The sequence below is a fragment of the Treponema vincentii F0403 genome (genome assembly GCF_000412995.1).
GTDB lineage: Bacteria > Spirochaetota > Spirochaetia > Treponematales > Treponemataceae > Treponema > Treponema vincentii.
In genome coordinates this window covers 2,232,680-2,253,825 of the sequence record NZ_KE332512.1, presented here as the reverse complement: position 1 = coordinate 2,253,825, position 21,146 = coordinate 2,232,680, and the positions used below count along the sequence as shown (strand labels likewise).

18 protein-coding genes are annotated in these 21,146 nt (G+C 46.8%); 13 read left to right on the top strand and 5 right to left on the bottom strand.

The features are described from left to right. Positions 1-54: 54 nt before the first annotated feature. Positions 55-1,482, top strand: coding sequence for a nicotinate phosphoribosyltransferase (locus HMPREF1222_RS10320; protein WP_016519351.1), 1,428 nt, complete (start codon positions 55-57; stop codon positions 1,480-1,482). 54 nt (positions 1,483-1,536) lie between these two features. Here the strand turns inward: HMPREF1222_RS10320 and HMPREF1222_RS10315 are convergent, their stop codons facing one another. From HMPREF1222_RS10315 to HMPREF1222_RS10300, 4 genes are all read right to left on the bottom strand, one after another. Next, the gene (locus HMPREF1222_RS10315; protein ID WP_006189179.1) at positions 1,537-2,301 is read right to left on the bottom strand and encodes a hypothetical protein; all 765 of its coding nucleotides are present in this window, start codon (positions 2,299-2,301) and stop codon (positions 1,537-1,539) included. A gap of 49 nt (positions 2,302-2,350) precedes the next feature. After that, positions 2,351-3,658 (bottom strand): PQQ-binding-like beta-propeller repeat protein, encoded by a 1,308-nt coding sequence (locus HMPREF1222_RS10310; RefSeq protein WP_016519350.1) that lies wholly within the window; start codon positions 3,656-3,658, stop codon positions 2,351-2,353. Positions 3,659-3,877: 219 nt separating this feature from the next. Continuing rightward, positions 3,878-4,621: a helix-turn-helix transcriptional regulator gene (locus HMPREF1222_RS10305; protein WP_016519349.1), complete on the bottom strand. Its 744-nt coding sequence runs from the start codon at positions 4,619-4,621 to the stop codon at positions 3,878-3,880. A 158-nt stretch (positions 4,622-4,779) separates the two neighbouring features. Beyond that, positions 4,780-5,832 carry an endonuclease/exonuclease/phosphatase family protein gene (locus HMPREF1222_RS10300; RefSeq protein WP_016519348.1) on the bottom strand — a complete coding sequence of 351 codons (1,053 nt, stop codon included), beginning with the start codon at positions 5,830-5,832 and terminating at the stop codon, positions 4,780-4,782. Between the two features lie 205 nt (positions 5,833-6,037). Between HMPREF1222_RS10300 and HMPREF1222_RS10295 the strand changes: the two genes are divergently transcribed. From HMPREF1222_RS10295 to HMPREF1222_RS10240, 12 genes are all read left to right on the top strand, one after another. Then, positions 6,038-8,119, top strand: a complete 2,082-nt coding sequence (locus HMPREF1222_RS10295) for a sodium-translocating pyrophosphatase (RefSeq protein WP_006189184.1) — start codon at positions 6,038-6,040, stop codon at positions 8,117-8,119. A 228-nt stretch (positions 8,120-8,347) separates the two neighbouring features. Beyond that, on the top strand, positions 8,348-9,406 hold the full coding sequence (gene selD / locus HMPREF1222_RS10290) for a selenide, water dikinase SelD (protein ID WP_016519347.1): 1,059 nt from the start codon (positions 8,348-8,350) through the stop codon (positions 9,404-9,406). Positions 9,407-9,437: 31 nt separating this feature from the next. After that, positions 9,438-10,040, top strand: coding sequence for a sulfurtransferase-like selenium metabolism protein YedF (gene yedF / locus HMPREF1222_RS10285; RefSeq protein ID WP_016519346.1), 603 nt, complete (start codon positions 9,438-9,440; stop codon positions 10,038-10,040). Positions 10,041-10,043: 3 nt separating this feature from the next. Next, positions 10,044-10,319 (top strand): putative Se/S carrier protein, encoded by a 276-nt coding sequence (locus tag HMPREF1222_RS10280; protein ID WP_016519345.1) that lies wholly within the window; start codon positions 10,044-10,046, stop codon positions 10,317-10,319. 1 nt (position 10,320) lies between these two features. After that, positions 10,321-11,466 (top strand): aminotransferase class V-fold PLP-dependent enzyme, encoded by a 1,146-nt coding sequence (locus HMPREF1222_RS10275; protein ID WP_016519344.1) that lies wholly within the window; start codon positions 10,321-10,323, stop codon positions 11,464-11,466. A 299-nt stretch (positions 11,467-11,765) separates the two neighbouring features. Beyond that, positions 11,766-12,857 carry a BMP family lipoprotein gene (locus HMPREF1222_RS10270; protein WP_006189190.1) on the top strand — a complete coding sequence of 364 codons (1,092 nt, stop codon included), beginning with the start codon at positions 11,766-11,768 and terminating at the stop codon, positions 12,855-12,857. A 133-nt stretch (positions 12,858-12,990) separates the two neighbouring features. Next, entirely contained in the window at positions 12,991-14,496 is a 1,506-nt protein-coding gene (locus HMPREF1222_RS10265; RefSeq protein ID WP_016519343.1) for an ABC transporter ATP-binding protein, read from the top strand. Between the two features lie 150 nt (positions 14,497-14,646). Continuing rightward, positions 14,647-15,597 carry an ABC transporter permease gene (locus HMPREF1222_RS10260; RefSeq protein WP_016519342.1) on the top strand — a complete coding sequence of 317 codons (951 nt, stop codon included), beginning with the start codon at positions 14,647-14,649 and terminating at the stop codon, positions 15,595-15,597. Positions 15,598-15,600: 3 nt separating this feature from the next. Then, complete coding sequence (locus HMPREF1222_RS10255; RefSeq protein WP_016519341.1) at positions 15,601-16,533, top strand: ABC transporter permease; 933 nt, start codon at positions 15,601-15,603, stop codon at positions 16,531-16,533. Between the two features lie 289 nt (positions 16,534-16,822). After that, on the top strand, positions 16,823-18,172 hold the full coding sequence (locus HMPREF1222_RS10250) for an acetate kinase (protein WP_016519340.1): 1,350 nt from the start codon (positions 16,823-16,825) through the stop codon (positions 18,170-18,172). A 340-nt stretch (positions 18,173-18,512) separates the two neighbouring features. Next, the gene (locus tag HMPREF1222_RS10245) at positions 18,513-19,403 is read left to right on the top strand and encodes an RpnC/YadD family protein (RefSeq protein WP_016519339.1); all 891 of its coding nucleotides are present in this window, start codon (positions 18,513-18,515) and stop codon (positions 19,401-19,403) included. 331 nt (positions 19,404-19,734) lie between these two features. Beyond that, positions 19,735-20,283 (top strand): GNAT family N-acetyltransferase, encoded by a 549-nt coding sequence (locus HMPREF1222_RS10240; protein ID WP_016519338.1) that lies wholly within the window; start codon positions 19,735-19,737, stop codon positions 20,281-20,283. A 35-nt stretch (positions 20,284-20,318) separates the two neighbouring features. Here HMPREF1222_RS10240 and pflA read toward each other — a convergent pair whose 3' ends face one another. Then, positions 20,319-21,056: a pyruvate formate-lyase-activating protein gene (gene pflA / locus HMPREF1222_RS10235; protein ID WP_016519337.1), complete on the bottom strand. Its 738-nt coding sequence runs from the start codon at positions 21,054-21,056 to the stop codon at positions 20,319-20,321. Between the last annotated feature and the right edge of the window lie 90 nt (positions 21,057-21,146).

Here is a 21,146-nt window from a genome sequence, read left to right as displayed (position 1 = left end):
CAAGAGGGAATCTCTAAAAACTTCCGTTTTTAAGAGATGCCCAAAGGAGTAACGATGATTACCAGTGCACTTTTTTCGGATCTTTATGAGCTGACAATGGCTCAAGGTTATTTTAAACGCCAAAACAATCGGCCGTGCGTCTTTGATATGTTCTTTAGACGTAATCCGTTTAGAGGAGGCTACGCGGTTCTTGCAGGACTTGAGCCACTGCTCGAAGCGATTCAAGCTTTTCACTTTGATGAATCCGATATAGCCTACCTTGCGACCTTACATCTTTTTGACGATGACTTTCTCAGCTATCTCAAGGATTTTCGCTTTTCAGGTTCGGTATGGGCGATGGATGAAGGAAGCCTTATATTTCCCAGCGAGCCGGTACTGCGCATTGAAGCGCCGATTATCGAAGCCTTGCTTCTCGAAGGGCTTATCCTCAACACTATCAACTTTCAGAGTTTGATTGCAACAAAGACCGCCCGTATTTGGCTTGCGTCGGGGAAATCTTCCATTATGGAATTCGGCTTGCGGCGTGCCCAAGGCCCGGACGGCGCGATGAGCGCTACCCGTGCCGCTATTATCGGCGGAGCTGCCGGTACCAGCAATACGCTCGGCGGAAAGCTCTACGGCATACCGGTGATGGGGACTATGGCTCACGCATGGGTGATGTCCTTCCCCAGCGAAGAAGAAGCGTTTGAACAATATGCCGCCATCTATCCCGATAAATCGGTGTTCCTCATCGACACTTACAATACGCTCGGCTCCGGCATCGAGGCGGCGATAAAAGTAGGGAAAAAGCTGCAAGCGCAAGGAAAAAATTTCGGCGTCAGGCTCGATTCGGGCGACATGCAGTATCTCAGTACCGAAGTACGGAAGCGGCTCGATGCCGCCGGTTTACCCGATGCGAAAATATCCATTTCCAATGAACTAACCGAAGAAATCATCGAATCGCTTATTTTGAACAAAGCCCCGATTGACTCATGGGGAGTCGGCACGCACATGGTAACCGGCGGACAGGAATCGTCATTTACCGGCGTCTATAAACTCGCCGCACGTCAATCCGAGACGGGAGCATGGCTGCCGGTGATGAAGCTTTCGGATAACCCCGCCAAGATTACCAACCCCGGCATTAAACAAGTGTGGCGGCTCTACGACAGTGACGGATTTTTTAAGGCCGACGTTATCGGCTTGCATGACGAAACGCTCAACGCCGAAGCAATGACTACTTACTATCATCCGTTGAATGATTATCAAAGCTTCTCGTTTAAGGCGGCAAAGGCGGAAGAACTGCTCCATCTCAAGATTTCAGGCGGCGTATACACCGGTCAAAAGGAAACGCTGCAAGAGATGCATCAACGGGCAAGCAGACAGCTGGAATGTTTACATCCCACATCCCGCCGCCTGCTTAACCCGCACATCTACAAGGTTTCGCTTACAAAGACGCTCTTTACGATGAAGCAGAAATTGCTGCATTCCCTGCGCCGCGGATAAAAACGTATCGTCTGCAGCAGCTGTATAATCCGGCTGCTGTCAGGGCGCATTCCGTCAATAATTGATACTCAACGCTAAGCCGAATTGGTTGGGGGCGATAATCGGTATAGCCTGAACGGATACATTCGTTCTTACCGGATTCAGCGCTTCTTTAAGCGTTTTATTGTATTTTGCCGTATGCACGCTTACACTGATGATTGAAGCAACTCTGTTTGCCAGTAATACGCCGAATCCCGTTTGAACGATTATTTTGCATATTTTCATTGAGTTATCAATTGAAGATAATGTATCTGATAATCCTATACTATCATTTTGATCGAACAATAAAAACGGTAACGCCACAAGGTAGATGGCAGCCCCTCTTAAATAGATGTATCCGGCAACAAGTATGGTGCCGACCGTAAGACTATCTATTACTACATGGGTTATTCCGCCGGCTCTATCTTTATTGATAAAGTTGCCGATGCCGAATCCGAGTAAAGAGTTAAACAGAAGCGGTTTTACATAACCAAGTCTGTGTTGTTCTTGTATATTAATCCGCTGCTCTTCGGTCAACAGCAAGGCCTGTCGGTTTATAAGGTCTTTATTTTTAAAGAGCCCTTGTTGAATAAGCTTATTGATCTTTATTTCTGCCATGGAGTCTTGTACTTTGTCTTCTTGAGCGGCTGTTATTTCCGATGCGGCATCCGGCTCTATCGTTATTTCAGGTCTAACGGTATTGTTTTGAATCGCTTCAATTCCATCTGCCTGTGTCCGTTCTTGCGGATAGGCTGCTAGAGCAAAGCAGAATACGGTACAGAAAAATAGAGATTTCTTCATAATCGCCTCCTTTTGAATCCTGCGGCAGCAAAGGTTGCCGTAATCCGTCTTATACCCGCATAGAAGAAATAGTTGCGTATTTGTCATCAAGGTTCCTATTAAAGAAGATATAGTGATTTTTATACAAGACATGTATACCGTTAGAAAAACCTGAAATCGTTTTATCGACGCCGAGAAGTTTTCCCGTTTTTGCATCGAATACCAATAGGCCGGCGCCGTATGTTATTATATATATTTTTCCGTTCACAACGGTTAAAGGGGTGTGATATGAACCGTATTCTAACGGCACACTCCATAAAAATTTTAATGTTACGGCGTCGATGCACATCAGTGAATAATCACTGTGCCATCCTCTATGTCCCCGCGTAAACCGCACGGTAATGTAATACAGACGTTCATTATCATATCGAACTTTATGCAGCGAAACAGTTGATTCAGCAAGATTCCCTATTGAAGGAGGCGCTATTTCTCCGTCATACCGATTAAGTATTGAGCCGTCCCTTTTATCTATACGTATAAAGGAATTGGTTAGTACATATAGTACATCGTCCCTGATGCACAATTTGCTATCTCGGTATCCTTCTATATTATCCAGCTGTTTTTCCCATTTAATCGTTTCGGTTTGCAAATCGATGGCAACGACAACCCCGTAACCGTTTGGATACTCTCGATTGCATGTCAGCAGGTACAGAATATTATCTTCGATAAGCTGGTCGGATACTAATTCGCCCCCATTCCAATGAGCATTAAGATGCATCGGAGAGGGCGGGCGGATTTGTATAGTTTGCCCTTGCGTATAATCAATTGTCGTTACATCAAGTTTTAACAGATCGTCTGTGCCCCAGTAGAGCGTCCTACCATCCGCCATAATCGTACCGGATAGGCTGCGGTTACGGGATATTTCTTCTTTTGTCGATCCTATTTGTACGAGCGCCGACAATTTTCCGTCCGTATCCGAGTAGCAATACAACAGCCCGCTTTCAAAACGCATAACATAAAGAGTATTTCCGATTTTTACAATGTTTGAAAAGTTTTTGTCGTTATCGATATATATCTTATTCCCTGTCCATTCATCGATTCCCGTTTCCATATCGCGTTTTACCAGATACATTGTTTCCATATCTTCACGTTCTAGCAGATACAGGTACCGCCCTTCAGTGTATGGATTGCTTGTGTCCCATACCTTTTCCAAACAGAGCTTCCAAGCATAACTGGGGGTATAGCGAGGATATTTCTTTTCTACACCCATAAATAGAAGATCGCAAGAACTGCTCAGAATCAATAATGCTATAGTCGTTGCAGAGAACATACTTATTCCGGTACTGCGCTTACCAAAAAGAAAAGTTTTGCGTTTCATGTCAGTTTTCTCCGTATTCCGTCTCCTTATGCTTAATTACAGGGCGCGTATTCCGCTTCTCTACACTCAAGCGTAATGGAGTATGTTTGTGTCGTCAAGTTGAGATTCCACAAAAAACCGAAGTTCTCAAAAAAAGAACTTTCGGTTCTTGCCGCATTCTGCGAGGAAACACCGCTTTTCAGAGCGATTCTGTATACTGATGTGTTTGTCTTAAACTGCTTACAGGATCAATTCATGCTGCTGTATGAAGATGAGAAAGGCGTGGTAATTCGCAACGTTCAGCGCTTTGTAAATTTCGGTCATTTCTTTTTTTATAACCGATTCCGAAATACAAAGTTTTTCGCCGATTTGTTTAAAGGTAAGACCTTCCGCCGCTAAGCGGAGACATTGGCGCTGTCGTTCGGTTAACCGGAGTGAAGATACGCGGATGGGAGTTTTTCGTGTATAATAGTGTTTTAAATCATCTGCGAACAAAACAAATAAGCCGGCAGCCACACAGAGGCCAAGCCCGATATGCAGCAAAGAAAGCATAAAAACGGTACTGCCATACCGAAACCGCTGGGCAATTAAAACGGCTGCAAAGCCGACGCTCAACGCACTGACTTTATACCAAATATATGTTTTAAAGAAATTCGTTTTTAATAGAATGAGTAAGCCCGCCAGATATAAAAAAAGCCCGAGCAAATTACCTGCATGATAAATATTGACCAATCCTGCAATCAAGCACGGAAACGTATACAGTATGATGAAGCCGGGTTTGATTACGATAATACCGAGAATAACCGCACATAAAACATTGGATAATCGGATAAGTCTGTCTGACGGAAGGACGGAAATATACTGCAATACAATGATAACAGCCGTAACGATTAACATGATAAGAGCCACAAACCGAGACTTTTTTATGAGGTTCGGAGTATAAATAAAATGCCGTATTCCTTCTATAGGTTGTTTAGTGCGCATAGAGGCATTCCTTTAGCCGTTCAGTATAAGCATACCAATTAAACCCTGAACCGTAAAGCCCTTGCCGATAGCCTGCATCTGCACAAATGCCGTAGGATAAACTGCTTGCGGAAAACCGGGAAACGGCCGATACCCGGACAATCCGCAAGCTTATTTTCCTAATCGCGTATCTCAAACCGGAAGCCGAGCGGTAGATGGTCGGAATACCCTTCGCCGTTCAGAACGTTGTACCGAACCGGTTTACCATCCTCTATCAGCGGCGGTTCATACAACACAAAAAACAGCAGCGGTTCGATATAAGCCGCTCCGGCATTGCCTGTATAGAAAGCATCGGAATCGCCGGATCCGTCCGCACCGCTCTCATAGAAAATATGATCGATTTTTTCCCATGATCCCTTAAAATAATAACTGCCGTCCGGCTGTATACCTTCTTCGCTTTCAGTCCTATAGTCCGCTCCATCCCAGCACACGGCAAGGTCGTCCAGCTGATTAAATTCTTCCAGTGTCTGATTAAAATCCCCGCATACCACAAAAGGAATCTGCGGATTTTTTTCTCGATGTTCTCTGATTTTCTGCATCAGCTGCGCTTCCTGCAGAGCACGGACTGCCGCACTGTCGGAACTACCGGTCTTGGACTTCCAATGAACGGCAAAGACGGTTAACAACTGCGGTTTATCTTTGCTCCCCGTATTCAGCACAGCCTCCGTCAGCGGCCGCAGCGAAATTTTTTGATCGGTGTATAGGCGGTGCACAAAAAATTGTTCGACGGGATACTTACTCAAAATCACCGTAGTAAAGGCGCTTTTTGAAGCCGGCGGACACACCGCATAGGGATAGTTTTCTTTGCTCGGCAGCTGCTTGCAAAAATCCTCGACAACACGGTCATTTTCAATCTCCTGCAAGACTACGATATCGGGTAACCGGTCTTTTTTACCGGTCAATTTCTCCCCCGCCGCAAACACGGTATGCTTGAGCCGCTCCAGCCGCGTCCGGTACTTTTGCTCCGTCCATTGGGATTTACTCCCCTTGTATTCTTTAAACTCGGTACCGTCCTCCACCGCGTCAAAAAACGTCTGCGTATTATAGGTAACAAGCGTAACGGGCCCCTTGAACTGCGTATCCGTAAGAGGAGTACACCGCGTACATTGCAGAAAGATAACGCCCGCAGCAATACAGGCAAAGAGCGGAACCAATAATCGTTTGAGTTTCATAGTCTAACCTCCACCCCATATATATAGCACGCAACGCAAAATGGCCATAAATTAGACCTTGAAAAAACATATTTCATGTATTAGAATACAAGAATCAGTTCCAATAGAAAATACTTGGAACATACTATGAACGCAATGGTTATAAATTGCAAAAAATCTTCTATTTTTATAAAAGAGAAAAAAGAGTATTAAGAGGAGTAATAGTATGATGACAAATCTTGTGTATTCCGTATTGGCGCTTGTTCTTGCAGGAAGCATTGCAGCACTGCTGTATGCTTTTGTAAAAACGCGCTGGATTAACCGGCAGCCGGTAGAGAATGAAGATCTACGGCATATCAGCGGTTATATCTCGGAAGGAGCGATGGCTTTTTTGAACCGCGAATATAAGGCGTTAGTTCCTTTTATTGCAGCGGTTGCGTTATTTTTAGCTGCCGGAAATAAAGGCGAGCTCAAAATGGAAGCGCTTACCTTTGTGTTGGGAGCAGCCGTCTCTCTGTTGGCGGGATATATCGGTATGAAGGTTGCAACAGCCGCAAATGCCCGTACCGCACAGGCGGCGAAAAACGGCGGACTTACCTCGGCGTTAAAGGTTGCTTTCTCCGGCGGAAGCGTCATGGGTATGAGCGTTGTCGGCCTCGCATTACTCGGATTTTTTATTGTAATGCTTATAGCATCCGTTACTTACGGAACCACAATCGATGTTTTTTATAATATCAGCTTACCGCTCGGAACAGCTTTTTCGCTCGGCGCATCCTCGGTTGCGCTTTTCTCCCGCGTCGGCGGCGGTATTTTTACCAAAGCGGCGGACGTCGGCGCAGACTTGGTCGGTAAGGTAGAAAAAAACATTCCCGAAGATGACCCCCGTAACCCTGCTACCATTGCGGATAACGTCGGCGATAACGTCGGTGATGTTGCAGGTATGGGCGCCGACCTCTTTGAATCCTTTGTCGGTTCGTTGATTGGAGCGATGATCCTCGGTTTAACCGTCGCCGCCTCCGATTCCCTAAAATTGAAGCTCATGGTATTGCCGCTTTTGATTGCGGTTTTAGGTATTGCCGCCTCCTTGATCGGAACGGTGTTTGTACGTGCAAAACCGGGAAGCGATCCTCAAAAAGCATTGAACGCAGGTACCTTCGGCGCGGCAATCTTAGCGACTGTGTTCTTATTTATCGTATTGAAATTTTTTATCGGCGAGGAAACCTTTAACGGAAACGCCGGTATGTATCATATCTTCGGCGCAACGATTACCGGTCTTGCATCGGGTGTTCTTATCGGTCTTTTAACCGAATACTACACCGGCACAGGTAAAAAACCGGTTGTTTCGATTATGAACTCGTGTGAGACGGGCGCTGCAACGACGATTATCACCGGTTTGAGCGTCGGTATGCGGAGTGCATTCCCGACAATCATATTGATCGGAGCGGCAATCTGGGGCAGCTTCAGCTTGGCGGGTCTCTACGGAGTCGGTATCGCGGCGGTCGGTATGCTGGTTACGCTCGGTATTCAGTTGGCTGTCGACGCTTACGGACCTATCGCGGATAACGCAGGCGGTCTTGCTCAAATGGCGGAATTCCCCGGCGAAGTACGCGAAATTACCGACAGTCTCGACGCAGTCGGTAACACTACCGCTGCAATCGGAAAGGGTTTTGCTATCGGATCCGCAGCGTTAACCGCTATTATCCTGTTTACATCGTTTAAAGAACACACCGGCGTCGAAATCGTCGATATTACGAATATCCCCGTTTTAACCGGTATCTTGCTGGGTGTTGCGGTACCCTTCCTGTTCTCCGCTATGGCGATGTCCGCAGTCGGCAAAGCCGCTTACAAGATGATAGAAGAAGTGCGCAGCCAGTTTAAAAATAAACCCGGCATTTTGAACAATACCGAAAAACCCGACTACAAACGCTGCGTTGACATCAGCACACAGGCTGCCATCCGCGAAATGATTATCCCCGGTCTTGTCGCCATTATCACCCCGATTTTAGTCGGCTTCCTCGGCGGCCCGGCGATGCTCATCGGCTTATTAACCGGCGTTACCGGCTCCGGTGTTGTGCTTGCCATCTTTATGGCAAACTCCGGCGGCGCATGGGATAACGCAAAGAAAATGATTGAATCGGGCAGCGGCGCAGGCAAGGGGTCCGAAGCGCACAAGGCCGCCGTTGTCGGCGATACGGTCGGTGATCCCTTTAAAGATACCGCCGGCCCCTCCATCAATATTCTTATCAAGCTGATGTCGATGGTCTCCTTGGTTATCGCGCCGATGCTTAAAACCTTCTGGGGCTTATAAAAGAAACATTCTGTTAAGGCGTGCGGGGGATGTTCTAATCAGAGCAATAGCCGCACGGCAAAAAGCCGGTTTATGTTTGTACATAGACCGGCTTTTTTTTAAGTCATTATGATATAACGACTTAAATTAGAACTCGGCGGGGATGGCGGAAAAGTAATCAGCTTTTAAGACATCCCCGAAGCTGAAATTTTGCTTGTAAAAAGCACCCTTATATATTATAATAAATCAATGGAAAATCATAATAAATCCGTGAGCGGTCGGAGCGATGAGCTTTTTGTATGCGGCGGATGCAATGCAAAAATCGGTGCAGGCGTTTTAAGCGCTTTGCTAAAAACGCTCCCTAAAACTTCGCACGAAGGTTTATTGGTCGGCTTTGACAGCTCCGACGATGCGGCGGTTATTCAGCTGACGGAAGATATTGCCGTTATCCAAACCTTGGATTTTTTCCCGCCGATGGTAACCGACCCTACCCTTTTCGGGCAAGTTGCAGCGGCAAACGCCCTGAGCGATATCTATGCAATGGGCGGAGAACCGGTATGCGCATTGAACATTGTCTGCTATCCCGAAGAAGCGACTCACGAAAATGCCTACGCAGCGCTGCAAAGCATTCTCACCGGCGGGGCGGAAAAGGTAAAAGAAGCGGGAGCCGCGCTCGCCGGCGGGCATTCCATCCACGACCCTAAAATAAAATACGGTCTTTCCGTGATGGGCACGGTACACCCGCAGCGGATTTGGCGGAATAACACCCCGCGAGCTGGAGACGTTCTGTTTTTAACCAAAAAACTCGGTATCGGTATTATCACCACCGCCTACAGCGCAGGAGAAGTCCCCCGCCCCGCCTTTGACGAAGCAGCCGCCTCGATGACCTGCCTCAATAAATACGCAGCAGAGATTTTGCGCAACTTTGACGTCCACGCCTGTACGGACGTAACCGGCTTCGGCTTGAGCGGACATCTTTTGGAAATGACCGGCACAGACTTTAGCGCCCGACTTAACACAAAAAATATTCCGTATATCGAGGCGGCATATCAAGCAGCAGGGGAATTTTTGCTTACCGCAGGCGGACAAAGGAACCGGAACTTTGCGCAAGGAAAAATCACCTTCGGCATAAAGGATTTTGCACTGGAAGAAATTATCTTTGATCCGCAGACATCGGGCGGATTGCTCTTTGCCGTCAGCCCTGCCGAAGCGGAAAAAATCCGGCACGCCTTTGCGGAAGCCGGCATCAACCTATTCCAAATCGGCACCATCGAACCGCGCTCGGACTATCCGATTACGGTAAGTTAATGATTATGCAGTATATAAATGGAGGAAAATGATGATTGAAGTAAATGCGATGGGCAAAGTATGCCCCATCCCTGTCATTATGACGAAAAAAGTGCTGCGCGAAAACACATCGGGAGAAAATATCCTGATACGGGTGGATAACGAAATCGCTACCCAGAACCTGACAAAGATGGCGGCGCAGCTGAATATTAAGGCAAGCGTTACCAAGCTGAACGATGCGGAATACACCGTGCTCTACGACTTTGAAGGCTGCGAAGCGTGCGCGGTGCTGAATGATTCGGGCGTACTGGAACAGGGTGCGGATGAGTATGTTGTGGTGATTAACTCCGATAAGATGGGTACCGGTGATGAAGGTTTCGGCAAAAAGCTGTTGGAAAACTTTGTCTATGCGCTGACTGAGCAGGATCGAATCCCCAAAATGGTGGTGATGTATAACACCGGTGTCCGCCTTACAACCGAAAACGAAAAGACTATCACCGATTTAAAGACGCTCCAAGACAAGGGGACGGAGGTGCTTGCCTGCGGTCTGTGTTTGGATTTTTACGGCTTGAAAGAGAAGCTGCAGGTCGGTTCGGCGACAAATATGTACCGGATTACGGAAATCATGCGCACCAATAAGGTCGTAAAGCCCTAAGCTATGCAGAACGAAGTATTTTGCGTTATTTCGTTTGACAGCACTCATCAAGCAATCGCAGCGGAAATGGCGGTTACCGGCTTACCCGATGCCCGCCTCATCCCGCTTCCTCCGGAAATTTCGGAAGGCTGCGGGATGGCGCTGCGGGTCAACCGTGAAGATGCGGAAAAGGCGGTTGAATTATTACACACAAGCGGCGCTGCGTATCAGGATGTGTATACTCTCACCGTGCAAGGCGCAGTCAGAACCGCAGTAAAGATGGCGGCGAACGGTAACTAATATGATTTATTTTGATAACAGCGCTACGACGCTCCATAAGCCCGACTCTGTTGCGGACGCAGTATATGAAGCGATTGCCTCGCAGCAATTTGCAAATCCGGGAAGGTCGGCGCACAAAACGGCGCATGCGGCGCTTGCCTCTTTATATAAGACCCGCGCTGCCGTCGCCCGTATCTTCCATATAAAAGACCCGCTGCAGGTTGCGCTCTGCCAAAACGCGACGGCAGCGCTGAACCTTGTGCTGAAAAGCCTGTTCGGCGCGGGTGATCACCTCATCACTACTGCGCTTGAACATAACTCGGTGCTGCGCCCGCTCTATCAGCTGGAAAGTCAGGGAGCCGAACTCTCCATTATCGGTTTTGACCTTGAAACGGGCGAACTTGACTATGCCGCGATGGAAGCAGCGATACGGGGCAATACTAAAGCGGTTATCGTTACCGCCTGCTCCAACGTCATCGGCGCGGTTCCCGACATGCAGAAAATCTACGGGCTTTGCAGAAAGAACGGACTGACGCTGATTATCGACGCTTCCCAAAGCGCCGGTACCATGCCGATGGATCTTTCGCAGTATGAGCAAACCATTGTCTGCTTTACCGGGCACAAGGGACTGTACGGTCCGCAGGGTACCGGCGGCATTGCGGTCAACGGCGATTTTGCCTTTAAGCCGGTATTTTCAGGCGGCAGCGGTATTCACTCCTTTGATAAAACCCACCCTGCGACGATGCCGGATGTCTTTGAAGCAGGAACGATGAACGTACCGTCTTTTGCAGGGCTGGCTGCAGGCTGTGCCTATATCGAGCAGCTCGGCCAAGAGAATGCAGCCGCGTATTTAGCCAACCTGCGTTCCTACTTTTTTAAACTTGCCGCCGACCTTCCGTTTATCACACTCTATGCGCCGAAAACGCAAAACCCCGGTCCCGTTATCAGCTTGAACCTCAAGACAGCGCCTTCATCGGAAGTAAGCCGCCTCCTCGATGAACGCTACGGAATTGCCACCCGCCCGGGCGCCCACTGTGCTCCGCTGGTACACCACGCATACAAAACGGAAGCCCAAGGCATGGTTCGTTTCAGCTTTTCCACGTTTAACACCACGGAAGAGATAGAGGCTACTATAGATGCGCTTGGTGCCATCAGCGAGTCCTTTTGAAATAGACGGTGCATCTACTGCGTCATAAGGCAAAAAAGTGTCCTCAACGTATCAAAGATACGCCTGCGGTACTTTTTTGCCTTATTCCTTGTATCTACACCGTCTATTTCAAAAGGCTTCGGAAGGGCTTTTTTCAGAACGGACAGGGATGTCCGTGGTTCCACGCAGAAGCGACGTTTTTGCTTCGCAAAAACTCGCGTCCAGAAGTGTACACGGATGTACACCTTCATTATATTAACGATTTGACACGGCATTTTTATTGGGGTATACTTAATAAACTTATTTGAGGAGGCGCAAATATGCGAAAAATAAGCTTAAAAACGGTACTGGGAACAGCCGTGCTGGTATTCAGTGCCTTTGTCATTTGCTCATGTACCAAGAGCGAAGAACCGGCAAAGAAAGCTATGAAAGTCGGTATGGTTACCGATGCGGGAACGATTGATGATAAATCATTCAATCAGGGAACATGGGAAGGCATTGTCCGTGCAGAAAAAGAACTCGGCGTTGAGATTAAATACTTAAAGCCGGTCGGAACAACCGAAGCGGACTATGTAAAAGAAATTTCCAACCTCTATGATTCAGGGTATAAATTCATCGTTTGCCCCGGCTTCAAGTTTGAAACCGCAATTTTCAAGGCTCAGACAAAATATCCTGATGCAAAGCTCGTTATCATCGACGGTAACGCTCACCCCGCCGATTCTTATGACGCTCAGAACGGACCGAACACCATCGGTATTCTCTTTGCAGAACAAGAAGCGGGATTCACTGCAGGCCTTGCAGCAGCTCTCCAATTAAAAGAAGGACGCTTCGGATTTATCGGCGGTATGGAGATTCCGGCTGTTCAGAAATTTAACTGGGGATGGCAGCAGGGTATTAAATATGCCAATGAAAACCTCGGCACAAATATTGAAATGCATCCGGAAGACTTTGTGTATCAGGGAACATTCAGCGACATCGCAGCGGGCCAGCAGATTGCAGCTTCTATGTTTGACCGCGGCGTTACCTGTATTCACGCAGCAGCAGGCGGTGTAGGTGTCGGCGTTATCAACGAAGCTAAAGCACGCCGTCAGGTTGGAAAAGAAATATGGGTTGTCGGCGTTGACGTTAATCAATATAACGAAGGCTTACTCCCCGACGGAAAATCGGTTATCCTGACTTCCGCAATGAAATATGTTGACCGCGCATCCTATGACATGGTCAAAGATGAGCTCGACGGTAAATTCCAAGGCGGCTCCACTCTTGTTTTAACCGCAAAAGAAGATGCAGTCGGTATTCCTCCGGAAAACCCCAATCTTTCAAGCGATGTCCAAAAACAAGTTATGGATATATATGCGCAAATCAAATCCGGCGCTATTGTAATTTCCGATAAACAGGGAGATTTGTTCCGCTAATCGGTAAACATTTTTTGCAAATCCGAGGATGTATGTATGCATACACCTCGGATTTTTCTTTAATATTAATTAGATAAAAGTTTACAGTGTAAATAAAGGAAGGCCTGATCTGTCTGAACAATATGCTATCGAAATGCGCCATATCCGCAAAGAATTCCCCGGTATTGTTGCAAATGATGATATAACATTGCAGGTAAAAAAAGGGGAAATCCATGCGATTCTTGGAGAAAACGGCGCAGGTAAATCCACTCTTATGAGCATCTTATTCGGTTTATACCACCCCGATGCGGGTGAAATTCTCGTAAACGGTAAACCGGCGGTTATCAATAATCCGAATGATGCTAATGAACTCGGCATCGGTATGGTGCACCAGCATTTTCAGCTTGTACATAATTTTACCGTTACCGAAAATATTATCCTCGGAAAAGAAGGCGGCTTTTTTCTTGATCTGCATAAGGCGGAAAAAAAGATAAAAGATTTAAGTTCCCGATACGGATTACAAATCGATCCGAATGCGCGTATTATGGATATTACGGTCGGGATGCAGCAGCGGGTTGAGATACTAAAAATGTTGTACCGCGATGCGGAAGTGCTTATTTTTGACGAACCGACTGCCGTTTTAACACCGCAGGAAATCGAAGAACTTATTCAAATAATGAGGAACCTCGTAAGCGAGGGAAAATCCATAATCCTCATTACCCATAAACTACAGGAAATTAAGGACGTTGCCGACCGTTGTACCATTATACGGCGAGGAAAGCTGATCGATGTCATAGATGTTGCAACAACTTCCAAAAACGAGATGGCGGCAAAGATGGTTGGACGGCCGGTTGAGTTTAAGGTACAAAAAGATCCTGCAAAGCCCGGTGAGGTCGTACTCGATATACAACATCTCAAAGTTATCGGTTCTAAAAAAGTACCGGCTGTCAATGACTTTTCGCTGCAAGTACATAAGGGCGAAATTGTCGGTATAGCGGGTGTAGACGGTAACGGACAAAGCGAACTTGTTCATGCGCTTTCCGGTTTAATGCCGATTGCGGAAGGAACCGTTCTGCTAAGCGGTAAGGATATCACGAAAACTTCTATCCGCGAGCGCAATGAATCGGGTATGGGCTTAGTTCCCGAAGACCGCCAAAAACACGGCTTGGTTATGCAGTACACGATTGCCGAAAATATGATTATCAAATCATATTACAAGGTTCCCTTTCAAAAACACGGATTTCTCCATAAAAACAAGATGTTTGCATTTGCCGGCGACATTACCGAACAATTCGATGTCCGTTCAGGCGAAGGCGTTCACTCCGCCGCACGGAATTTGAGCGGAGGTAATCAGCAAAAGGCTATTCTCGGCCGTGAAATTGCCCTTGATCCCGAACTGCTTATCGCCGTGCAGCCGACACGCGGTTTGGATGTCGGTGCTATCGAAGCAATTCATAAAGAATTGGTAAAGCACCGCGATAGAGGACGGGCTGTTTTGCTCATCTCTTTTGAGCTGGACGAAATCTTCAATCTGTCGGATCGAATTGCCGTTATGCACCGCGGCGCCTTAACCGGTATTGTCCGCCCGGAAGAAACTACAGTCGAAGAAGTAGGTTTGATGATGGCTGGGGACACACATAAACATGGAGGCCAACAGTGATTATAAAAAAAACACACGACTCTTGCAGATAATACCCTTGTAATCAGCCTTTCCGCCGTACTGCTCGGTTTAATCGCAGGTGCGATCCTTATTCTTTTTATAGGCGAGAATCCTTTTACCGCCTTTATCTACCTTTTCCGCGGCGGTCTGATGAATATCGAACGTATCGGAAATACGCTAGCAACAGCCACAACACTTTTATTAGTCGGCCTTTCCGTTTCGTTTGCATTTAAAACCGGACTCTTTAATATCGGAGGTTCGGGACAGATGCTGATCGGCGGATTGCTCGGCAGTATGTTTGCGTTGTCGGCAACTTCCATGCCTCGCCCGCTCTTTTTCATTTTGCTGATTCTTATCGGTGTTGCAGGCGGCGCTCTTTGGGGTGTTGTTCCCGGTTTATTAAAAGCACTGTTCAACGTACACGAAGTTGTTTCCACCATTATGATGAACTGGATTGCCTATTGGCTCGTCTTTTACATCGTACCGGGCTACTTAAAGGCGGAATATCTGGAAACGGAAAGTAAATCGATTGCGATATCCCGTTCGCTCCGTACCCCGTGGCTCACAAACTTGTTCAGCAGCGAATACGTGAACTACGGAATCTTCCTCGGAATACTCGCAATGGTTCTCCTTAAAATCATCTTGGATAAGACAACACTCGGCTTTGAATTAAAAGCAGTCGGTTATAACCGCAACTGTGCGGAATATGCAGGGATTAAAGTAAACCGGAATATCGTTATTTCGATGATGATAGCGGGAGCGCTGTCGGGCTTGGCAGGTCTCACCTACTACACCGGCTATGCGCTGAATATGCAGATCGGTGTAATGCCCTCGCAGGGGTTTGACGGCATCGCAGTTTCTTTGCTCGGCGCAGGGACACCGATCGGAGTTGCACTCAGTTCAATTTTCTTCGGCGTGTTGCACGTCGGCAAAGGCTTTATGAGCGCGAACACTATTGTTCCGCCGGAAATTGCAGACACTATCATTGCGGTTATTATCTATTTTACTGCAACCAGTCTGCTCTTTAAACGCTTCTGGGGAACTATTTCCAAAAAGATACGTACACGCCAAACAGCTGGGCTTTCTGCAGAGGAGGTATAACGTATGTGGCATATTTTAACCTTAATTTTTCCCTATGTAATTGCATACACAATTCCTCTTTTGATTACTTCCCTCGGCGGATTATACAGCGAACGAAGCGGGGTTACCAACCTCGGCCTTGAAGGTTTGATGCTGATCGGAAGTTTTTCCGCAGCGGTAGTTATCAATTTACTGCAGCACTCCATCCCGGCAGGACTGGTTATTCCGATCGGCTTGCTGGTTGCGGCTATAGCCGGCATTCTTTTTTCGCTGCTGCATGCGTTTGCATCGATTACGCTGAAAGCGGATCAGGTTATCAGCGGTACGGCCATCAACATGCTCGCCGCTGCATTAACTATCTATATGGCTCGTACCATAACCGGTTCGGGAAATGTGCGCGTTGCAAGCATTATCCGCCAGGATATTCCCGGTCTTTCAAAAATTCCCGTATTAGGCCCGCTTTTCTTTTCGCAAGTATATTGGAGTACGTGGCTGGTTTTGGTAATCCTTATTCTGTCATGGATACTGTTGTATAAGACCTCTTTCGGCTTGCGGCTGCGTGCCTGCGGCGAGCATCCGTCCGCCGTTGCGAGTGCCGGTATCAATGTACACCGAATGCGGTACTTCGCGGTATGTGCGAGCGGTGCGCTTTCCGCACTCGGCGGCGCTATTATCCTCGTAACCTATTCGGGAGAATTTAACGGCAGCGTAGACGGCCTCGGCTTTTTGGCCATCGCAGCATTAATCTTCGGTCAATGGAAGCCGTTCGGAATCCTCGGTGCAACCTTCTTCTTCGGATTTGCCCGTACTGTCGCGAACGTCTCGCAGGTTATCCCCGCTTTAAGCGGTATACCGCCGGTATGGCTCAAGATATTCCCCTACCTTGTTACGCTGATAGCCCTCGTGCTGTTCAGTAAGAACTCTGCCGCGCCCAAGGCAAACGGCGAACCGTATTAAAAAATCCTATAGGGAGTTCCTAAAAATCTCAATTGAATGCGTGAAATTTCAAAAGAATTTCACGCATTTTTTTTAACAAAAAGAGAAATGTATTCTTCAAAAAGCATCTGATGCCTCCGTCCCAACCAACGTGAGTTTTTGACATTTCCCCGATTTCGCTATATACTGAAACCTCAAGGATGCTGGCGATCGCCTAAAAGCGAAGCTCCGCCGGTATTCTATAGTAAAGCGGCTCTAAAAGCTAACCGAGTTCTTAGAACCGCCGAGTATTAATAAATAGGAGTTTTTCATGGTTATTTTGACATTGAACTGCGGCAGTTCTTCGGTAAAGTATCAGGTGTATGATTGGGACAATCACAGCGTCCTTGCATCAGGTGTTGTAGAGCGGGTAACGCAGCCCGGCAGTGTTATTACCCACGAGGCAAAAGGGAAGGACAAGTATGTACTGGAAAGTCCCTGTCCATCTCACACTCATGCGGTTGAGCTTATCATTAAAACATTGACCGATCCGTCCGTAGGCGTTATCACCGACATGAACGTTATCAAGGCAGTCGGACACCGCGTAACTCACGGCGGGGATAAGTTTATCAAATCGGTTATCGTAACCCCCGAAATTCTTAACACGTTCCGCGAAGTGCAGGACTTAGGGCCGCTGCATAACCCTGCCAACATTATGGGTATTGAGGCTGCCCAAAAGGTGCTGCCGAACGTTCCGCATTGTGCGATTATCGACACGGCATGGCACCAGACAATGCCCGAAACCAGCTTTATGTACGCTATTCCTCACGAATGGTACGAAAAATACTCTGCCCGCCGCTACGGCTTCCACGGAACCAGCTTCTTGTACACTGCAAAACGAGCCGCCGTCATCCTCGGAAAAAAACCGGAAGACACCAATATCATCATTGCTCATATCGGAAACGGCGCTTCGATGTGCTGTGTTAAACAGGGCAAGTGCTTCGATACCTCGATGGGGCTTACCCCCTTGGAAGGTTTGGTTATGGGTACCCGCTCCGGCGACTGCGATCCGGCGCTTCCTTTCTATATTATGCGGAAAACCGGCATGACGCCGGCGGAAATGGACACCGCTTTGAACAAGAAATCGGGCTTACTCGGCGTTACGGGACAATACGTTGACCGCCGCGATGTTTCAAAGGCAATGGGCGAAGGCGATAAACGGGCTCGGCTTGCCTTTAATATGGAAGTGTACCGCTTGCAAAAATACTTCGGCGCTTATATCGCTGCGCTCGGCCAAAAACCGGATGCAATCGTCTTTACCGCCGGTGTCGGTGAATTCGGCTTTGACACCCGGCTCGCTGTCTGCGAAGGTTTAACGCACCTCGGCATTAAAATCGATCCTAAAAAGAATGCACTTGCCCGCACCCGCAACGCGGAAACCTGCATCAGCGCTGATGACTCGCCGGTAAAGATATTCGTTATCCCCACCGACGAAGAACTCGTTATGACGGAAGACGCATACGCGCTGATGAAGGGCACCTATGACGTGCACACCAAGTTCACCTATTCGTTCCAGTCCCCCAACTATGTCAACAAAGCACGGGCAGAGGGCTTAAAGAAAGACTTGGAAAAGAAACCCGAACTTGCAAGCATCGTCGTAAAGATCCCCGGCACACGGTAAAAAAACGGACATCCTCGCCCAAAAATGTACATCCGTGCACATTTTTGGGCTACAAGTTTGCAAGCAATCTTGCTACTGAATGGAACCACCGCCGTCCTTGGCGGTACTGAAACGAGTTAGTATGAAAATCATTGCTTTTTAGCTTTTATTTTTGGAACTATGCTTTGGAACCAAGGCGGGTTCTTAGGGTAGAACCCTAAGTCGCCGTTTTTCTTTAGATGGGGTCGCAGGGGAAGACTTTTCTTTTTATCGAAAAAAAAGAAAAGTCTTCCCCTGATTTCTTTAGCCATTTTGCCTTCGGTGATATATATAAGGTATATATTTACGGAGGTAAATTACTATGAAAAGACATAATCGCCGTTACAAGGATTCTGTCTTTGCCGATCTTTTTGGTGAAGACAGAAATGCAAAAAAGAACTTTTTAGCATTATATAATGCTCTTTATGCTACAAACTATCACTCTACATCTATATTGAAAAATATAAGACTGAAACAAACAATGTATATGTCATTCGCTAATGATGTATCATATCTCGTTGATAATAAAATTATCGTACTTGCAGAACATCAGTCAACCGTAAATCCGAATATGCCATTACGATGTCTTGAATATGTTACACGGTTGTATGAGCATATCCAAAATCCCCGTAACCGCTACTCACGAACTCTTAAAAAAATCCCGATACCGGCATTTTATGTTTTTTATAATGGAGTAGAAAAACTTCCTGCCAAACAAATACTAAAGCTTTCGGATTCTTTTATTATGCAATCTGAAACGGTAAATCTTGAACTTGTTGTAAAACTGATAAATATCTATTATGATAAGGATAGTCACATATTAAAGAGTTGTGAACCGCTTGAACAATACAGCCTGTTTGTGGATGCAGTGCGTCGGCATATTGCAGTTGATAAAGAGCATGGTTTCGAGAATGCTATTAAAGAATGCATCAAAAACAATATACTGAGAGAATACCTACAAAGAAAATCACGGGAGGTTATAAACATGTTAATAGCTGAATATGATTACGCTACCGATATTGCCGTACAAAGAGAAGAAGCAGGAAAAATAGCCTTTGTAAACGGCATTGAACAAGGAAAATCCCTTGGGTTTGCCGAAGGTTCCCACCAAAAAGCGCTCGAAACGGCACGGTTGATGAAGCAGGCAAATTGTGAAATTACGTTTATTGAAAAAATGACCGGTCTTACTACAGAAGAAATAACACGGTTGTAAAACGGTGGCACTTTCTTAAACATGGTCGCCAAAACATCGCTTTTGTTTTATTTCACCGCCATCCTCGCCCAAAAATGTACATCCGCGCACATTTTTGGGCTACAAGTTTGCAAGCAATCTTGTTTCTGCTTGGAACGAGCGGCATCCGTGCCGCTTCTGATACGTTGAGAATTTCAGTAGCGGCATGGATGCCGCTCGTATTACACAGAAGCGATGTTTCGGCTCCGTCCGAAACTCGCAGCCAAAAGTGTACAAGGATGTACACTTTTGGCGTTGCGACAACGCAGTAGATGCGCCGTATATTTGCAAAAGTATGAGGAGATACTAATATATGTACATAAAGAAACTAATAGGAACAAAATGCTACCTTTCGCCGCTCAATCTTGAAGATGCCGAACAGTATGCCGTTTGGCTGAACGATATGGAAGTTCTCGAAAATCTAACATTGATGACATCGGTTGTTACCGTCGACAGCGAAAGAGAATTCCTAAAAACACTTGCGCAAGCTCACAATTATGGCATCATCGACATTAAAACCGATCAATTAATCGGCAATATAGGCTTTAAAGATATCGATCATCTCCATCGGACAACAGAAATCGGCATCTTTATCGGTGATAAGAGCTATTGGGATAAGGGATACGGGCAAGAAGCCCTATCGCTGCTGCTGGATTATGCTTTCAAAAAGCTCAACCTGCATACTATTCTGTTACGAGTCTATGACTTTAATCAGCGGGCTATTGCCTGCTACGAAAAAGTCGGCTTCAAAAAAATCGGCGAAATCCGCGACGGGTTAATCAGAAACATGGAGTATCACAACATCATTATGATGGACATCCTGCCAGCAGACTTTTACGAAAAAAATCCGCAGTATAAATGATCGGAAACGCTGCTCTATCCCGTCGTACGGGCTGTTTATCCCGAGCTGCCTGACGTAAGCGGTAAGCCGCGGTCAAGGAATATCTGCTTTGCAACGGCATATTCTTCAGGCGAAAGCGGCGGTACTCCTTCGAGGGGATAAATTTTGCCGAGCTCTTTCCACTTAAACACACCGAGGGTATGATAGGCAAGAAGGTCAACTTTCTCTACATTCGGCAGCGGCTTAATAAAGTCTGCAAGTTTTGCCAGTAATTCCGTATTATAGGTAATACCCGGCACAATGACATGGCGCAGCCAAACCGGCTTGTTGATCGAAACCAGATAGTCTAAAAATGCTAACACACGGGAAAGCGGCGCACCGGTCAACTCTAGGTGCTGCTGTTCGTCAATCGATTTTATATCGAGTAAAACAAGATCGGTGTAGTTCAGTGCCGCCTTTACCTTATCGTTTAGAAAATAGCCGGATGTATCAACGGCAGTATGCAGGGATTCCTGTTTACACAGTTCAAAAAGATTTTTAACATATTCGGGCTGCCCCAGCGGTTCCCCGCCGGTTACCGTAACCCCTCCGGCAAACAGGTAGTAGTGCTTATACCGCCGTATCCGCTCAAAAGTCTGTGCAGCAGTATCTATAATACGCGCATCCTTCCGTTCCCATGTGTCGCAGTTATGACAATACTGACACCGCAGCGGACACCCTTGCAGAAATACAACAAACCGCAACCCCGGCCCATCCACCGTTCCAAATGTTTCATACGAATGAATATATGCCATTTTCGTCAACCTTTTGAAAATACCATTTCCGTCAGCCTTTTGAAAATGCCCTCGCCGTAAGCCTTTTGAAATAGACTGTTGAACAGTGTA

Bases quoted from the DNA above. Each gene is read 5' to 3' on its own strand.
- HMPREF1222_RS10240 (WP_016519338.1), top strand. From the start codon at position 19,735: ATGTACATAAAGAAACTAATAGGAACAAAATGCTACCTTTCGCCGCTC.
- yedF (WP_016519346.1), top strand. From the start codon at position 9,438: ATGATTGAAGTAAATGCGATGGGCAAAGTATGCCCCATCCCTGTCATT.
- pflA (WP_016519337.1), bottom strand. From the start codon at position 21,056: ATGGCATATATTCATTCGTATGAAACATTTGGAACGGTGGATGGGCCG.
- HMPREF1222_RS10305 (WP_016519349.1), bottom strand. From the start codon at position 4,621: ATGCGCACTAAACAACCTATAGAAGGAATACGGCATTTTATTTATACT.
- HMPREF1222_RS10280 (WP_016519345.1), top strand. From the start codon at position 10,044: ATGCAGAACGAAGTATTTTGCGTTATTTCGTTTGACAGCACTCATCAA.
- HMPREF1222_RS10270 (WP_006189190.1), top strand. From the start codon at position 11,766: ATGCGAAAAATAAGCTTAAAAACGGTACTGGGAACAGCCGTGCTGGTA.
- HMPREF1222_RS10260 (WP_016519342.1), top strand. From the start codon at position 14,647: ATGAATATCGAACGTATCGGAAATACGCTAGCAACAGCCACAACACTT.
- HMPREF1222_RS10320 (WP_016519351.1), top strand. From the start codon at position 55: ATGATTACCAGTGCACTTTTTTCGGATCTTTATGAGCTGACAATGGCT.
- HMPREF1222_RS10315 (WP_006189179.1), bottom strand. From the start codon at position 2,301: ATGAAGAAATCTCTATTTTTCTGTACCGTATTCTGCTTTGCTCTAGCA.
- HMPREF1222_RS10245 (WP_016519339.1), top strand. From the start codon at position 18,513: ATGAAAAGACATAATCGCCGTTACAAGGATTCTGTCTTTGCCGATCTT.
- HMPREF1222_RS10275 (WP_016519344.1), top strand. From the start codon at position 10,321: ATGATTTATTTTGATAACAGCGCTACGACGCTCCATAAGCCCGACTCT.
- HMPREF1222_RS10295 (WP_006189184.1), top strand. From the start codon at position 6,038: ATGATGACAAATCTTGTGTATTCCGTATTGGCGCTTGTTCTTGCAGGA.
- HMPREF1222_RS10300 (WP_016519348.1), bottom strand. From the start codon at position 5,832: ATGAAACTCAAACGATTATTGGTTCCGCTCTTTGCCTGTATTGCTGCG.
- HMPREF1222_RS10265 (WP_016519343.1), top strand. From the start codon at position 12,991: ATGCGCCATATCCGCAAAGAATTCCCCGGTATTGTTGCAAATGATGAT.
- HMPREF1222_RS10255 (WP_016519341.1), top strand. From the start codon at position 15,601: ATGTGGCATATTTTAACCTTAATTTTTCCCTATGTAATTGCATACACA.
- selD (WP_016519347.1), top strand. From the start codon at position 8,348: ATGGAAAATCATAATAAATCCGTGAGCGGTCGGAGCGATGAGCTTTTT.
- HMPREF1222_RS10310 (WP_016519350.1), bottom strand. From the start codon at position 3,658: ATGAAACGCAAAACTTTTCTTTTTGGTAAGCGCAGTACCGGAATAAGT.
- HMPREF1222_RS10250 (WP_016519340.1), top strand. From the start codon at position 16,823: ATGGTTATTTTGACATTGAACTGCGGCAGTTCTTCGGTAAAGTATCAG.